14 protein-coding genes are annotated in these 16,885 nt (G+C 43.9%); 7 read left to right on the plus strand and 7 right to left on the minus strand.

Annotation, left to right across the window (positions count from 1 at the left end):
* Positions 1–62 precede the first annotated feature (62 nt).
* Genes OCV39_RS16965 through OCV39_RS16985 form a run of 5 tightly spaced genes read left to right on the plus strand, consistent with a single transcriptional unit; the run spans position 63 to position 8,520 of the window.
* Positions 63–2,075 carry a prolyl oligopeptidase family serine peptidase gene (locus tag OCV39_RS16965; RefSeq protein ID WP_261890085.1) on the plus strand — a complete coding sequence of 671 codons (2,013 nt, stop codon included), beginning with the start codon at positions 63–65 and terminating at the stop codon, positions 2,073–2,075.
* On the plus strand, positions 2,076–4,217 hold the full coding sequence (locus OCV39_RS16970) for a TonB-dependent hemoglobin/transferrin/lactoferrin family receptor (protein ID WP_261890086.1): 2,142 nt from the start codon (positions 2,076–2,078) through the stop codon (positions 4,215–4,217).
* Between the two features lie 9 nt (positions 4,218–4,226).
* Positions 4,227–6,479, plus strand: a complete 2,253-nt coding sequence (locus OCV39_RS16975) for a proprotein convertase P-domain-containing protein (protein ID WP_261890087.1) — start codon at positions 4,227–4,229, stop codon at positions 6,477–6,479.
* 33 nt (positions 6,480–6,512) lie between these two features.
* On the plus strand, positions 6,513–7,946 hold the full coding sequence (locus OCV39_RS16980; RefSeq protein ID WP_261890088.1) for a DUF1566 domain-containing protein: 1,434 nt from the start codon (positions 6,513–6,515) through the stop codon (positions 7,944–7,946).
* A 1-nt stretch (position 7,947) separates the two neighbouring features.
* Positions 7,948–8,520, plus strand: a complete 573-nt coding sequence (locus OCV39_RS16985) for an Lcl C-terminal domain-containing protein (protein WP_261890089.1) — start codon at positions 7,948–7,950, stop codon at positions 8,518–8,520.
* Positions 8,521–8,751: 231 nt separating this feature from the next.
* On the opposite strand, the gene OCV39_RS16990 is transcribed toward OCV39_RS16985, so the two are convergent.
* Positions 8,752–8,988: a YgjV family protein gene (locus OCV39_RS16990; RefSeq protein WP_017054778.1), complete on the minus strand. Its 237-nt coding sequence runs from the start codon at positions 8,986–8,988 to the stop codon at positions 8,752–8,754.
* Positions 8,988–9,695, minus strand: a complete 708-nt coding sequence (gene deoD / locus OCV39_RS16995; protein WP_017054777.1) for a purine-nucleoside phosphorylase — start codon at positions 9,693–9,695, stop codon at positions 8,988–8,990. Before deoD ends, OCV39_RS16990 begins: the two co-directional genes overlap by 1 nt.
* A gap of 120 nt (positions 9,696–9,815) precedes the next feature.
* Between deoD and OCV39_RS17000 the strand changes: the two genes are divergently transcribed.
* Complete coding sequence (locus OCV39_RS17000; RefSeq protein WP_261890090.1) at positions 9,816–10,481, plus strand: Crp/Fnr family transcriptional regulator; 666 nt, start codon at positions 9,816–9,818, stop codon at positions 10,479–10,481.
* Positions 10,482–10,601: 120 nt separating this feature from the next.
* On the opposite strand, the gene OCV39_RS17005 is transcribed toward OCV39_RS17000, so the two are convergent.
* From OCV39_RS17005 to OCV39_RS17025, 5 genes are all read right to left on the minus strand, one after another.
* On the minus strand, positions 10,602–10,736 hold the full coding sequence (locus OCV39_RS17005; RefSeq protein WP_261890091.1) for a hypothetical protein: 135 nt from the start codon (positions 10,734–10,736) through the stop codon (positions 10,602–10,604).
* Positions 10,733–11,161 (minus strand): ribosomal maturation YjgA family protein, encoded by a 429-nt coding sequence (locus OCV39_RS17010; protein ID WP_261890092.1) that lies wholly within the window; start codon positions 11,159–11,161, stop codon positions 10,733–10,735. The genes OCV39_RS17005 and OCV39_RS17010 overlap by 4 nt, the downstream gene beginning before the upstream one ends.
* Positions 11,148–12,488: a cell envelope integrity protein CreD gene (gene creD, locus OCV39_RS17015; protein ID WP_261890093.1), complete on the minus strand. Its 1,341-nt coding sequence runs from the start codon at positions 12,486–12,488 to the stop codon at positions 11,148–11,150. The genes OCV39_RS17010 and creD overlap by 14 nt, the downstream gene beginning before the upstream one ends.
* A gap of 75 nt (positions 12,489–12,563) precedes the next feature.
* Entirely contained in the window at positions 12,564–14,006 is a 1,443-nt protein-coding gene (gene creC, locus OCV39_RS17020; protein WP_261890130.1) for a two-component system sensor histidine kinase CreC, read from the minus strand.
* Positions 14,006–14,728, minus strand: coding sequence for a response regulator (locus OCV39_RS17025; protein ID WP_017054771.1), 723 nt, complete (start codon positions 14,726–14,728; stop codon positions 14,006–14,008). The genes creC and OCV39_RS17025 overlap by 1 nt, the downstream gene beginning before the upstream one ends.
* Before the next feature lie 474 nt (positions 14,729–15,202).
* On the opposite strand from OCV39_RS17025, the gene cysS reads away from it, so the two are divergent.
* A complete protein-coding gene (gene cysS / locus OCV39_RS17030) occupies positions 15,203–16,576 on the plus strand; it encodes a cysteine--tRNA ligase (RefSeq protein ID WP_261890094.1) in 1,374 nt (457 codons plus the stop codon).
* The last annotated feature ends 309 nt before the right edge of the window (positions 16,577–16,885 follow it).

Genomic DNA, 16,885 nt, shown 5'->3' on the forward strand with positions numbered 1-16,885 from the left:
TATCATTTGAGGTGTATGATGCGCAAAATAATATCAAACCTATAAATAGTTGTGCCATTTATATGAAATTTACTTATGTTTTTTTGGGGCTTTTAGTCACCTCTTTGCCCAGTTTTGCTGCGGAAGATTTTGATTGGTTGAGAGATGATTCTCGACAAGACCAGCGTGTGCTTTCTTACCTCGAGAAACAGAACCAAAAAACAGAACAGTTTCAGAATGGATACGACAACATCACACAGAGTTTGCTAGCTCAATGGGATTCGATGGCCGCGGAGAAAGGTAAGGCACCGTGGGTCATTCAAAATGGTGAGGAATGGAATCTCACTCGCCGAAAGGGGCGTTACGTTTTGCTGTCTCGCTCGGATAGCAATGCTGAAGAGAACATTGTTTACGATTTCTCGTCTCGCCAAGCAGAGTATCAATACTTTCAAATCGGTCAGTGGCGCATTCAGGATAATGCTTTGTTGTTTACTGAAGACATCAATGGTAGCGAACAATACCGTGCCATTTACGTCGATCTTGAAAAAGGAAAGTCAGTAGAGCTAACGGACAATGTTGATAATGGTGTTTTGTTATCCGCTAGCGGTAAATTTGCTTATGTCGTTGCGAAAGAATCACATACGCAGCGTCCACATCAAATTTTACGAATCGATATTCAAACGCTTGAGAAACGAGTGATTTGGCAAGAGGACAAAACCGATTGGTTGATGTCCTTCTATCCCGCGGCAGATTCACATTACGCTCTAGTCCAAAGTAACAATGAGTCAACTACCGAGCAAAAGCTACTTGAATTAGATTCTGGATCGTTGACTTCGTCACTGCGCAAACCAGAAGCAAGTATTGAATACTACGCAGATGTTGCTCAAGGAAGGGTATTCATTAACAGCAATCTGAGTGAAAATTTTGGATTGTTTGAGGTGAAGCTTTCCGATGTTATTGGGCATGGTAAGAACATCAAATGGACACCTTTTGCATCTTCTAAGAACAATGTTGAACAGTTTTATCTGTATGATGCTGGACTTGTGGCATTAACCAAGCAAAAAGGCGCAACCATACTCACCGTGTATTCATACGCTGGCAACGTTAAGAAATCGTTATCACTGGAAACAGAAGGTCGTGTCGCGTGGTTGAGTAGGCTCGGTGACTATGATTCCAACAAGCTCCACATTCGTAGTATGTCTATGACGACACCGCCATTGTGGGAAGAGTTTGATGTTAAGGCTCTGGGAAAATCGGACTTCTCCCAAGATGATTATCGTGACTTCTCAAGCCAAGATTATGTTTCCCAACGTATTACGGTGAAAGCGAACGGTGTTGAGGTACCCGTATCTCTCGCTTATCGTAAAGACAAGCTGAATGAAAACGCCCCAGTAATACTCTATGGCTATGGCGCATACGGCTTTACCATGAAACCTTACTTCATGCCTCAGACGGTGAGTTTACTTGACCAAGGCGCGATCTATGCGATTGCACACGTTCGTGGCGGTGGTTACTTTGGTAACGATTGGCATGAACAAGGGCGTGGGATTCTAAAAGCCAATTCCATCAATGACTTTACAGCGGTAGCACAAGCACTGAAGCACTTTAAGCATAGTGAACGTGATGTTTACGCATTGGGCTCTAGTGCTGGCGGCACCTTAGTTGCGGGTGCCATTAACCAAGCTCCTGACTTGTTTGCTGGAGCGGTATTAAAAGTGCCGTTCGTTGATGTTGTTGCAAGCATGTCTGACACTTCTTTGCCTTTGACGGCGCAGCAATATGGTGAGTGGGGGAACCCGGCCCTCACAGAGCAACGTAGTATTATGCAAGCCTATGATCCTATTCTTAATATCCGCAAAGACGCTTACCCACCCATACTGGTTCAAGTCGGATTGAACGACCAACGTGTGCCTTACTGGGAAGGCGCGAAGTATCTCGCCACCATTTCGTCGGTCAGTGAATCGACAGGACCTTATTTGTTGCAAACGGATTTTAACTCTGGCCATCGCATGGATCCAAGACAGGCAAGAGAGCAACAAGCAAAGGAATATGCATTTCTATTATCACTAATTAAAACATCTAAAGCGGAGCAGTAAATGAAGCTTACCCCAGTGTCAGTAGCAGTACTTTCGGTACTTGCTGCCAGTCAAGTGCACGCAGAATCTGACGTTTACTTTATGGAAGAGGTGGTCGTTACCGCTAACAAAATTGATCAGCCCCTATCAAAAGTGGCTGGCAGTGTTGCGGTGATTACGGAAGAAGAAATTGAAGCGAGAGGTGAGACGGAGCTTTACGATGCACTACGTAATGAGCCGGGTGTAAGCGTTACAGGTGGTGCTGGGCGTCCTCAAAATATCACCATCCGTGGTATGACGGGCAACCGAATCATGATTGTCCGTGACGGTATCCGTTCAGCAGACGGCTTTGGTGCGAATGATATTAACGATGCGGTTGGTCGAGATACTTTCGATTTATCCAATTTTCAATCTCTTCAAATCATCAAAGGCGCGAGTTCTTCTGTACATGGTTCTGGTGCCATTGGTGGTGTCGTGATTTTGAAATCTAAACAACCGGGCGATTTTCTTAAAGATAAGGATTTCTATACAGACGTTTCTGGTACCTACACCGACATCAGCAACAAATACAAAGCGACGAGTAATCTAGCGTTCCGCTCTGGTGATACAGAGAGTCTGTTGAATGTTTCTTATTGGCAAGGACAAGAGACGCGTAACTTTGATGAAGATTTATACAACCGTGATCTCGATGGTTACAGTGGTGCTTACACCATCAACCATTTTTACAGTGATGAATTGATGCTGACAGCACACGCTGAGCTTTACACTCAGAATCAAGAGCGCTTAGAAGGGTCGCCTTCCGTTCAGCCAGACGGCATTTGGCATATTGAAAACTTTGCCGAAGATGAAAAATCAGAAGAGTACAGTGCGTATATCGGCGCCGAAATCACGCCGCTGGAACCGACTTGGTTCGAAGAGTTAGACACTAAGATTTACTGGCGTCATACCGAAGTGGCTGAAGACACGAACCGTCTAATGCGACAAGTCGATCATAATGGCTTGCTGACCAAGCGTCGCGAGCTAGAGCATAAGACGTTCATTGATGAAACGATTGGCTTTCGAGGCGACTTTACTCATACCCTCTATGCCGCAAACACTGATCATCAATTAGCTTACGGTGTTGAGCTGGCTACCGATTACTACGAACGTACGGATAGCGACTCTAAAATTGACTGGAATGGCGTTACGCCTTCTACCAAGCAACCTTTTGCTCCCGCTCGCGCCTACAACATCGGCTTGTATGTAAGAGACATGGTGGAACTGGATAAGTGGACTGTTACTGGCGGCTTACGTTTTGATGCACACCGTCTTACGCCTGATGGAAAAGGTGACGTTGGTGGCTTCCCACTGAAAGACATTGATAGCTCGGAAGTCTCTCCAAGTTTGTCGGTTTCTCGAGAAGTGTTCACCAATAACATTGTTTATGTTTCTTACAACCATGGTTATCGCGCTCCGGAATACGACAAAGCGTATGGTTTCGTAAACCATGATTTTGTTCCGTTAACGCCTTTTGTTATCGCACCTAACTTAGAGCTAGAAGCCGAAACGTCAGACTCATTCGAAATTGGTCATAAGTTCGATAACGGTCGCGCACATCTTTACGTCTCTGCCTTTTACAACAAGTTTGAAAACTTCATCGATGTTGTGACGACAGGCTTTGATTCAAGCACCGGTAATTACATCAAGCAGTACCAAAACCTCGATGGCGTAGAGACATACGGTGCTGAGCTTTCTGCCGCTTATGCATTAACCAAAGAGTGGAATGTAGGTACCAAGTTTGGCTATGTAGACGGAAAAGAAGCCGACGGTGACTATATTCGAAGCATCACTCCTTTCGAAGGTAATGTAGAAGTGAACTACACCAATCAAGACTTTAGTGCTTACGCATTATGGAATTGGGCCGCTGCGATGGATCGCGTTCCAACGTGTCAAACTTCCCTCGGCTTAGCAACCGAATGTGCACAAACCAGTGCTTGGAACACGGTTGACATTGGTGCGACTTACCACGTGTCCAAAGACCTTCGTGTGAGTGCTACCGTCGTGAACTTGTTCGATAAAGAGTACATCCGCTACCAAGACGTTGCAGGGATCGCAGAAGAGAGCAAACGCTACTCAACTGAGCCAGGCCGTTACATCACAGTGAATGCTAAATACGAATTCTAGGATGAAATCATGAAGTTAAAACCATTAGCGTTTTCACTCCTTATTGCCTGTGCCACGACGGTACAGGCCGCTGAGTGGGATTATCCAGCAGCCAGTGCCAGTGTGAATAACGAAGCAGAAGCGAAAACGTACCTCGACACGAGTTATGCCAATGCAGGAGAGTTTAAGTATCGCTATAAAACACAATCTCAACTTGGTGCACATTACAATTTTGACGTTTGGGTGAAGGGGGAGTATCAAGCGCAGCGCACTGTGGTTGTAACAACGGACAAAGAACATCATGTCGTTCGTGTGTTTAAAAGCTTTGAAGATACGATCATCCGTAATGGTGAACCGATGATCGCAGCAGAGTTAGAATCGCCGCGTGAGCTACAGGCTCAAGAGCCTCCAGCACTTAGCTCGGGTAATCTGATTGATATTGAGGTTTCTTTATTCAACCCTGACTTACGTACGATGCAGCAGCAAGCCGCACCTGATTCTACTTGGGCATCCTTAGCGGATTACCCTCAGCCGATTGAGTACGTGACCAAATCTATTGAGGTTTTACAGTCGGGCGGTAAGTTCTATCTGTCTAATCCGCGATTGAAGCAAGTAGATGCAACCGGATTGTTTGCGGTGCCAGCACCTGGTGAAGCGCCAGTACTCGATACGTCTAATTTCCTCACCACAGAAGGCGTTCAAACGTTTGATAGCCCGGCAGAGATGCAAAACGCAGAGTTTGGAGATAATGCATTTCCACAATTAATGGCGTTTTACCACCTTGATAGCTCGATGCAATATCTGACGAGCTTAGCCTACGATTTGTTTGATGAGCCGCTGCGTTTTGACGCACGAGGGTTATCAAAAGACAACTCTACTTACTATTACGGACCGAAAGCATTGATGCTTGGTGTGGGTGGCGTTTCTCCTGATGCGGTCGATGGGGATGTGGTTCTGCATGAGTTTGGTCATGGTATTCATTATCAAATCGTACCGGACTGGGCTTATGGTCATACCGGCGCTATTGCAGAAGGTTTTGCCGATTACTGGGCAGGCAGCGCAAGCTACAAGATTCAATACCTTGATACGTCACGTCGTGGTCAAGAGTTCGATCTGGATACGGTCTTCAACTGGGATGGCGTGTTCGGTACACGTAAAACGACTCGCAGTTTATGGAACCAGCACGCTCGTTACTTTGAAAACTCAGAATACCCCGCGCACGTCAGTGTCGGTGGCGAATTAGGTGACGAGTTATGGTCTACGCCGTTGTTCCAAGCGTTAAAAGCTTCGGTTGAGCGTTATGGTGATGGATCTGACGGCGTTTTTCGCGAGTTTGATACCATCATTCTAGAGGGCATGTTCGGAATTGGGCGTGGAGTAAAAATGCATGATCTTGCGGAATCGACGGTATTTGCCGCAAGCGGTTTGTTCCCGGACAAAGAGTATGCCCAGTTACTAACGGACAGCTTTAATAAACATAACTTACTTAAAGCACCATTTCGCGTTCGTTATGATGCTCGATACATCGCGCAAAGTCAGAATGTTGGGCTAAACCTCAGTCAAATGGGCCGAGAAGCCAACATCAAAGGTCAATGGCAGCTGAACAATGCATCGGTGTTTGATATTGATGAAACGTTGTCAGATGCAAGCGCAATGAAAGTGGCGCTTCCAAGCAATCTAACCTGTGGTATGCAGTTTGATTCTACAGTGTCATTGGACTACCAATTTGGCGACAGCTTGAAGACACATCAATGGGCAGAGAGCGTTGCATTAGTGAATGGGACACCAAAATTAGAAATACAACCTCAAGCAGTGAACTCTTCGTTGCCTGAACAGGGCGACAGACTATTCTCTCAAACGCTATCAGACAAATCTCGCACGATTGACGATTCCTTCGCTGTTTACCTGAATATCGAGCATGACTCACTACAAGATCTACAAGTGACGCTAGTGTCACCTCAAGGTAAATCGGTTGTGTTACTCAGCCATCAATCAAGCAATACCAATGGATTTAAAGGTTACTTCACAGCTCAGTACGACGAGGAGCTACAAGCGCTTGTCGGTCAACCGAGTTGGGGTACTTGGCGTCTCGAAGTATCTGACCGTGTGTCAGGAAACTCTGGGGTGTTGAAAGAGTGGGGTGTGAGTCACTTTGCTCAGTATCAGTGCAGTGCTGATACCACTAATGAAAGTGATAGCGGTGGCTCGGGTGGTAGTGGTTCACCTTTTGCCTTATTTGGACTGTTATTGCTTTCAATGGTGAGAGTTATCCGCTCTCGATAAACCACATACTATTAATCAAAAGAAGATAAATCTATGAAGTTTCAATATTCTTTCATTGCTGCATCATTAGCCCTAGTTGGCTGTGGCGGCGGTTCTGGTGGTGACACGACAGCGCCGACTTATGATGTAGCGGGCACCATTGTTTCACAAGGCACACTTCTTGATACACCAGTATGTGTCGACTTAAACCAAAACTTTGCTTGTGACTCGACTGAGCCAAATACAAAGAGTGATAATTCAGGTAAATTTGCGCTGAACTCGGGCAACAAAAACATTTTGACTAGCACGATTCTGGCTCAAGTTGACCAAGGTTCAAGTCAGACACTTAGCCTCGCTACTCCGGGCCAAAACCTAGCGACTGGAAATACAATTAACGGTGTTACGACGCTGATGGCAGGTTTGGTTGTGGATGGTAAAACCGTCGCTCAAGCTGAAGAAATTGTAAAAGCTCAACTCACCGATGCAGGCGTTTCACTGTCTGGTTCGGTCATGTCTAATGCAAGTGCTAGTGAGTTCGATAACCTAGAGCAAAACGCGGTAGCACTGTTGGCAGAAATGCAGCCTGATCAAATGACGAAAGGCGTTGCCCTGCTTGCTCAAAGCCTGAGTTATCAAAGTAAACCGTTAGTATCAGAGTTACTGACTCAAGCAGAGGCAAAAGCGTTTGCAGAGGAAATTTCAGCGGTGGCAGAGCAGACCGTTGGCAGTAACGATACTGGCGTAGTTCTTCACTTTGCTGATGGCGCTGCAGACGTAGCAGAAGTTCAAACTTCTTACCCTGGTCAAGATGCGGAGTACGGTTTTGATAAAGATGACAAGCAGGCATCAACAGGTGCTGGCTTTAAGTTCGTTAAGCTAGATTCACAAGGCGCAACATTGGCTGCGGACGCAACCGAGTGGGCTTGTACAATGGATGAGCGCACTGGTCTAGTGTGGGAAAACAAGAGTGCGGACGCGAGTTCTGTTCAATTTAAAGATCGTACATTCGTTTTTGAATCAGCAACATTCAAACCGTATTACGAAGATCTCGAAGTGGTTGGTTGTGTGGATGCCGCTGATGGCATCTGTTCAACAAGTCAATATGTTGAACACATAAACAAGCAGTCGCTATGTGGCATTGCGGACTGGCGTCTACCAACATACCAAGAGTTCTATGATGCTCTGGACTTAGGTGAAACAGAGAAAGATACCGACGGTAATGTTTATGGTATGACGATGGATTATTTCCCCCAGCAGGGTAAGGGCAGTCCAGATATTGAATCGGGTGCAATTTGGTTAAGTGATTTCACATTTAACAACTACTCTACTTATAACTATGAAGGTGCACTTCAATTTGCAGTAGTGGCTGCGAAAGGTGCAGACCGAGGTTACGTTAGCTTTGTTGAGATTTATTCTGACAAAGTGGAGCGTGATACTGGTACATCATACCAATTCCCAATCCGTCTAGTAGCAGTTAAGGGCCAATAAAATGAAGAAAATAATGACCGCGCTATCTCTTGTTCTGGCTTCTCAAGTTGCCATGGCTGCACAAGAATGTTCCACAGATTTTGGCAAGACAGCACCAAATTCTCGTTACACTTACTCTGATGCTGGGACGATAACTGACTTAAAAACGAGCCTGACGTGGATGCGTTGTCCTGTAGGACAATCATGGGATACAGCGAATAAGGCATGTTCTGGCGCCGCGACTAAGATGTCATGGCAGTTAGCTCTATCAACCGCAGAGCAAATTCGAAATGAATCAGGCAACCATGCTTTGTATGACTTCGCTGGCAAAAAGAACTGGCGCTTACCCAATATTAAAGAGTTGGTCGCGTTGACTGAACGTGCTTGCCATAGCCCTGCGATGAATGGCACTGCATTCGCAAGTGGTTACACGCTAGAAGTCGGTGACTATGCCGGCTATATCTGGAGTAACACTCCGAACGGTGATGGTTCAAACGTAATGGTGTTTGACTCAGTGAATGGCGAAGTTTACAACTGGAACCCACTAGAGCCGACGAACACTTTTTCTCTGCTACTGGTGACAGACGAAGAGTAACTGCCATCATACCTTTGTTCAAAGGATGCCATTTTTCGAGTCAAGTTATCCGATGGACTGTTTCACGTATTAGAGAATTAACAATAGAGTGCCTCAAGTGAATTGGGCTTTGAGGCGCTCTATATTTTATTGTTAATAGAAAAACACACACTCTCTTTCTATATTCATTCAAGAATATTAAAAAGCACTATTGGATGTATGTTATCCCCCTTTGATAATAAATCGCGGGAATTAAACGGCTATTTTTTGGCTGGATTTATATATCCTTACGATGTGATAAACATTAATTAAAGCACAAAAGCCATTCATAAAGACTACCGGCCAGGCTCCGATAGCTAAGCCATACACCACAAACCCGATACAGCCAACAAAGTTAATATAACGAAGCTTTTTTATATCGCTCATTAAAAGCGATATGCCGACGAATAATGAAGCCAGGTAACCCAGCATATCCGGAGTTAACATCATTAATCCTTAAGAGCTGTCTCTAAAGCCAGCTCCATCATTTGGTTAAAGGTGGTTTCACGCTCTTCTGCAGTTGTCTCTTCTCCACTAATGATATGGTCAGAAACAGTCAGAATACTCAGAGCTTGAACATGGCTTTCTGCAGCAATAGCAAACAATGCCGAAGTTTCCATTTCACAAGCAAGAATGTTCATTTTCAGCAGAGCTGGCATTAGATTTGGGTCTTTTCCATAGAATAGATCGTTCGTGAAAATACTACCGAAACGAGCAGGAATTTTATGGCTATCAGCAGTTTCCCAACAAGCTTTCAGTAATTCAAAATCTGGTACCGCTGCATAATCGTAACCGGCAAGGCGTGTTCTATTTGTTGTAGAAGCCGTACTTGCACCTGTTGCGACAATAATATCCCGAACAAAAATATCGTCGGAAACACCGCCACAACTACCTACACGGATCAACTTTTTTACATTGTATTCGTTGATTAGCTCATGGGCATAAATAGAGACAGATGGAATACCCATACCATGCCCCATTACTGATATTTTTTTACCTTTGTAATAGCCGGTATAACCAAACATATTTCGTACATCACAAACTTGCTTAGCACTCTCTAGATAATGTTCGGCAATGTACTTTGCTCGCAGTGGATCACCTGGAAATAATACAGTTTCAGCAAATGCACCTTGAGGTGCGTTAATATGTGGAGTCATATTGATACCCTTAACAGTTAACAGATTTATTGCTATGTTATTCCTACTTACTTAAAAGCATCAGGACACTTGTCTGGATCGGAGTTGTTCTGTTCACAAAAATAATCGCAGGTCATCGAAGTGAATAAAATCAAAGAATTATCGAAGCATGGTCATGCGTTATTCTGTCAGCTTTTGGAAAAACAAGAACTAAAAACCAAACATTTTCAGCCTGGTGACTATTTACTAAAACAAGGACAAGAGATCTGCGAGCTGTATTGGGTTGGAATGGGCGAGTACAGTATTGATCATACCGCTAAGAATGGACGTGGCTTGAGTTTAGGTCTCTTTTTTGCCGACAATCGCTTGTTTGGAGAAGTCGAATTTCTTACAAATACCAAGTGCCAGTTTGATATCCGTGCCAGTGATATACTTGAGGCTAAAGTTGTACCTGTAAGCCTTATTTCTGAATTTATGCAGCAAGAGCCCATGCTGGCTATTTGGCTAAGCCAGTCATTGTCAGAGAAATACCAGGATACTATGTCGGTGGCAATGAACCGAATTTTATATCCCTTAATTTACAACATCGCCTGGGATATTGAGCAACGCTACCTCGAAGCTAAACCTAAAATTAATTTTGCTCAGGCATATAAAGAAGCTGAACGTTTTGGTTGTTCAGAGCGAACCTATAGCCGTGTGGTTCATCAATTGCTTGACTTGGGGTTTGTCGAAAAGATTGGTAACCAATTAAAAGTTAAGAATATTGAAAAATTGTCAGCTTTTATTGAGACCCAAAATCTGGCTTAAATGATCATTCACGAAGATCTATAAAATAAATCTAAGCTCACCATGAGTAGCAGTGAGCTTAAGATTCAATTGGGTTATTGAAGAGTTCAAGAGCCTAAAAGAAAACTCATCCAATTTACTCTAAGGCTGCTCTTTGTTGGTTAATGACCAAAGATATACTTGCTTGAGCAAACTGATTCTTTTACGAAAACGTCGCTTTGGCTGAGCACAATGAATGTTTGTTGAACTCACTTTCAATTTTAATGTCGATTTCATTTCGCCTCCATCCACCAGCACAATGCACCTCCTACGCCGTAAGCAAACAGATCTTTCCAATCAAATGTCGCGCCTAAAATCATGGCAAGAAGCGAGGGTGATTCGATACCAAGCCAAGTCGCCACCTGTAATAGCTGTCCAAATTCGACAACAAACGCTATTAATACCACCAACGCAGCGAGCCATTTGACGGGCATTGAGAGGATGCTCGCCAACAAGTAGTAAAGCCAAACAACAACCAACACATCACCGAATGTCGGGCGAATAAAGCTGTCTCGAACGTAAAGCGCGATGACCACCAGAGCGATGAAACAGATGAAGCTTTTAAGCCCATGTATCGTAGAAAAACGAAAGTAAATACCGGTATTATTGTCATTCATTTCGCTTTGCTGACGGGCAAAAATATTCTGCTTAAGCATCTTCATTTTCAGCCTTTACTTCGTCTTCCACTTTTATATTGCGGGCATACCAGTCAACGTTGCGTGTGATCACCATAGTGAAGCTCAAAATCGCGAAGCACAGCAATGCGCCCATGACTAACGCGTAACTTTCTGCTTGAAGCAACCCAAACAATAAGCCGTAGATCGTGAGCAATAACACACCAAATACCGTGCCATGCTTTAGGTTATTCAACATACCACTGACGTACACGCTCAATAGACCCGTCGATGCCACCGCTGACACGACATATGCCCAGTTGAAACCTAGGTGCTCACTCATCGAAATCAGCAGCAAATAGAAAAGCGCCAGAGCCAAGCCAATAAACCCATATTGCACAGGGTGGACTGGACGCGCTTGAAACAGTTCCAACAGAAAGAAGCTCGCGAATACTAGCATTATCACTAATAGTGAGTAATTCACAGCGCGATGAGATTTCAAATAGTGATCAACGGGATCAATCAAATCCACGCCCATTTGTCGTTGCTCAAGCTCATAGCAAGCGCTGTTTGATGACAGGCAGCTTTGGAATAATTGCGCGATATTGGTAGAGAAGTTATTACTTACCCACTGCGCTTTAAATCCATCTTCAGATATATCTGACGCTACTGGTAAGTAGTCACCGATAAAGCTAGGGTGTGCCCAAGGAGAAGACAATTCCACCGTAGTTTCGCTGCCAATAGGCGTTATTTGCAGCTGTCCCATCCCTTGGAGTAAGAAGTTAAGGCCGAATGCCAAAGGTTGTTCTGTTTTCAGGTCATCCAGTTTTAGCTCACTATGGAAACCTTGTGGTAGCTGATCTAATCCGGTTCCTGGTATCACTTCAATATCTGAGCTTGCGAGCGTCATGTCATCAAGGCGAATCAGTCCGCGACTGTCTTCAATGCCAACCACAAGGCTGATGTTTTTAATATCAAGATCATGCAGTGCCGCTAAGTCGCCTGCATCAAAAACACCGTTAAGCGCCACTTGCGCTTTGTATAAACGCGCACGGTAAATACCGCGATATTTTTCAAAACTGTCCAGATCAGCGCTCATATCGAAGGTATTCGGTAAGAGGAATTTACGGCGTTCTTTAATCTGGATTTTTTCATCTAGATAGCTGGTCTCGGTGTAGTTCACCATGATGAAAGGACCAATGATGCGTTGTTCGCCACTGCTGCTGCGTGCTATGTCATTCCTTACTTCATCTTGGCGATACGAACGTTCTGAGATCAGCCCAGTGACCATTGAAAGGGGGATTTGCAGTAAGACAAACAAAAACAGCACGAAGGCGAACTTCATGCCGAGCTGATTATTGAGGATTTTTTTCATGTTTTATTCTCCATTTGCTGATGTAGATAATCTAAATCAGCAGTTTGGAGAACGAATGGAGCTAATGTGGAGTTTCTATGGAGTTGGTAAAATCAGAGTCACTTTCACGCCGGATTCAATGTTTTCTACTCGTAGTTCACCTTTATGCAGCTTAGCTACTTGCTCTACAAAGTTGAGTCCCAATCCAGTGCTCTTAACGCCATTTTCACGAGCGAGAGAATAAAAACGCTCAGTTAATCGGGGCATTGCATAGTCTGGAATGTGAGGGCCTGAGTTGAAAATAGAGAGTCGTATATTGCCCTTAGCCATCTCTGCTTTCCACTCAATATGTCCTCCGGAGTAAGCGAAATCCAGCGCATTATCCATCAAGTTAAAAGTAGCTTGCTTAAGTAAAAAGGTGTCGCCAAGCACCACGAGGCTTTCATCAATCTTGATGTCCGCAGTGACCGCCTTACCACTCAAACGCGCATCCGCAGAGTCAACCACTTCGCTCACCATTTGGTGTATTAAAATCTGTTCGACTTGTTCAAGCTCTGGACGTTTCTCAAGGCGCGCCAGTTCAAGTAACTTATCAATCAGTGATTGCATGCGATCACTTTCTCGTTCGATGTTGCCAGCGAACCGAGCGATCTTCTCTTCAGGTAACGGCATCTGCAATATTTCGCTTGCACCTTTGATTGCAGATAGCGGGCTTTTTAACTCATGAGTCAGGGTCTGAACGTACTCTTCGACATACTGTTTTCCGTCAAGTTGATTGCGCATTTTCTCTAGCGCATCACTGAGCGTTCCATATTCGTAAAAAATGCGAAATTTTGGCTTAGATACTTTTTCGCCTTCGCCCATTTTGGTCGCGTAAACTTCCAATTTATTCAATGCGGAGTGAATTCGCCAAGCAAACAAGGCTCCTGCAAGTAGCACTAAGCCGCTCATCCACACCATCCAAAACAGCACGTTACGTTTAGAAAGGTCGATAAATGGTTGCACTGAGCGATTGGACTTTGCCACTGTCACACTACCAATGATTTCGCCGTTGTGGTAAATCGGCGCAGCGACATGCATCACGGTAGAGAGCGGATCATTCGGATCTTCAATGGTACTACGCGCACCATATTGACCGCGAAGCGTGAGATACACATCGTTCCATTGTGAGTAGTCTTTGCCGATGTCTTGCTCCCAAGAATCCGCAATTACAGTGCCTTGTTTATCCGTAATATAAATTCGATGGTTAATCGCTTTTTTCCCAATTTCCCAAATGCGTGCATGTGGTTTTCGTTGGCCATAAGCCGCTAAAAGTTGGGAAAAACGACTCTCTGATAATTTGCTATTGGCAACGTCCTCTTCTGCCAATACTGCAAGCAAGTTCGCCATATCAACTAGTGTTTCTTCGGTGGTTTGACGTACTGTCGGTTTAAGCTCTTGAACAACGGTTTTACTCACCATATAAGCCGTCATTCCTACTAAGATAAAGTAGAGCAAAAACAGCCTTAACCCAAGCGGGATCCTTGGCCAGCGATTCATCATTCTCCCTTAATACTGTAGAAGTAACCAAAGCCTCGTTTGGTACAAATTCGTTCAGACATCTCAAACGGCTTCAGCTTATGGCGAATGGCTTTGATGTGAGTATCGATATTTCGTTCGTAAGCTGCCTCTGGCGTCATATCTGCGGCAATCATTAACTGCTCTCGGCTCAATACATTAGAAGATATGGAAATAAGCTTATCAAGGATCTTAAACTCAACGGCAGTAAGACCAAGCATTTTGCCTCCAACACCGTAATCAAAGTTGTGTGCGACTAAATCATGGGTTGGTTGAAGTTTCACAAAGGCTGGACTTCGTTCTGGTTTTGGCTCTGGGCTTAATTCAGCCATAGGCGCTTTAGCTTTGATTCGAAGTTTGATGCGAGCTAGCATTTCGCGAGGGCTAAATGGCTTAGTCACGTAGTCGTCAGCTCCAATTTCCAAGCCAACGACACGGTCAATTTCATCACTCCTAGCGGTTAGAAAGATAATCGGAATGTCAGAAAATTCTCGGATAGTTTTGCACAGTTCAAAGCCGTTACCATCAGGCAATCCGACATCTAGCACGAGTAGAAGTGCTGAGTGTTTTTGCAAAAAAGCCAAGCCTTCTCCTGCCGTTGTAAACCACTCCACGTGGTAGCCATCCATCTCTAAAACATGAATCAAGTTGTCTGCAATGGCAGATTCATCTTCAATAATGATGACTGGCGATTGGTCGTTCAATGTTTTAACCTCGTTGATGATGTTTGTTCTGTTGCTTGGTTACCCACTACTTTGGCGCAAAGGCTATCGGATTGATACTGAAAAGGCCAAATTCGAGAGTAATCTAGGTGATTGATGCAAAAATCACCTCTGGATTCAACGTTACGGTTCCCATATTTAATCGACTAGCTCAATGATCGATAATGCATTCAATTGGAAACATCTCCTCCGTTATAGACTGTATTTGGAACGTTGCCGCTAAGAGTGACTCTCAACATACCGCGCCGAATAAAATTATTGCTTTTGATAATTATCTATTTTAGTTTAGAAATTATGACGCTGATAACTGCTTTCACTCACCTTCTATGTTGTTGCTGTAAATACCTTATTTACGGCCGTTTTCGTGTAGCTATTACATAGCAAACCTATCGCACTATTACCTAGGCCGTTGATGTTTACATCCACGGCCTTTTTGTATTTATAAGGATATGATTTATGACCCAACCAACACTCCAACTCTTCAATACTCTGAATAGAACATTGAGTCCGTTCGATACAATTCAATCAAATAAGGTTGGGCTTTATGCATGTGGTCCGACAGTCTATGACTACGCACATGTCGGTAATCTACGGACCTATTTATTCGTTGATGTCTTAAAGCGTGTGCTACAAATCAACGGGTATCAGGTTAATCATGTAATGAATATAACCGATGTCGGCCACTTGGTTTCAGATGGTGACAGTGGTGAAGATAAGATGGAAAAAGGCGCACGCACACAGAAAAAATCAGCTTGGGATATCGCCACATTTTTTGAAGATGCATTTTTTATAGATCTTAAACTGCTTAATATTCTTCAGCCTTCGACCACTTGCCGAGCTACCGATCATATCCAAGAGCAAATCTCGTTTATTCAGTCACTCGAAGCGAAAGGCTATACCTACCAAACCAGCGATGGTATTTACTTTGACACAGATAAATTGCCCGATTATGGAAAGCTTGCACGACTAGATAAGCACGGTTTGGAAGCGGGTATTCGCGTTGATATGGCAGAGAAAAAGCACCCAACAGATTTTGCGTTATGGAAATTTAGTAACCAACAGAAACGACAAATGGAGTGGCTAAGCCCATGGGGAAAAGGCTTTCCTGGGTGGCATATTGAATGTTCAGCGATGGCAGAGAAGTATTTAGGAGAAACCTTCGATATACATGTCGGTGGTGAAGATCATATTCCTGTTCACCACACTAATGAAATAGCTCAATGCCAAGCTAAAAATGGACATGTACAAGCAAACTATTGGTTGCATGGTTACTTTTTAAATATTAACAATGAGAAAATATCTAAGTCTGGCTTTACATTGCGTTTAAAAAGCTTAATCGACAAAGGTTATGATCCTCTGGCTTATCGTTATTTAACCTTAACCAGTCACTATCGTAGCCAGCTCAGCTTTTCCTGGGAAGGATTGGCTGGCGCACAAAAGGCCCTCCGTCGATTAAGAGAGAAAATTATAGATATGCCTGACGGTGGTCGCGTCGACAACCAGTTCAAAGCTGAATTCTTTGCACGTATCAACCGTGATTTAAACATGCCACAGGCATTAGCCTTAGTATGGAAAGTTCTTGATAGCGCAATGGAACCAGCCAATAAAAAAGCGACGTTACTCTATTTTGATCAAATATTTGGTTTAGAACTTGATAAGGTAGAGCAAATAACAATCCCCACGCAAGTTCAAGACCTCGTTGAACAACGCCAACGTATGAAACAGCAAGGTCGATATGATGAAGCTGATACAATTCGCAAGAAAATTATAGGCTTGGGATATCAAGTTAACGACACTGCTAACCAGTCGAGTGTCGTTAAGCCACTCTAAATAAATACAACTCAGTGTATTTTACTCACTGTTAGAACAAGAGGCTAGCAACGGCCTCTTGTTATGGATTTACCTGTTGCTTATTGATTTTTAGCCAAAAAATCTCTTGGCAATGGTTTGTGAAGGTCTTTCTTATGGGGCGTACCTTAGTGCTTTTTGAGTCTGAAATTACCTCATATGAAATCCAACACTCCGGACATGTTTGTTCCGTCGTTTCAAAGAGCTCTGACTCAGTGCAATGCTTTATTATGACTCCGTTTGAAAAATGAAATAGCGACTCTACACAATCAACGGCTATGTCCTGATCTT

This window comes from Vibrio cortegadensis, from assembly GCF_024347395.1.
Classification (GTDB): Bacteria; Pseudomonadota; Gammaproteobacteria; order Enterobacterales; family Vibrionaceae; genus Vibrio; species Vibrio cortegadensis.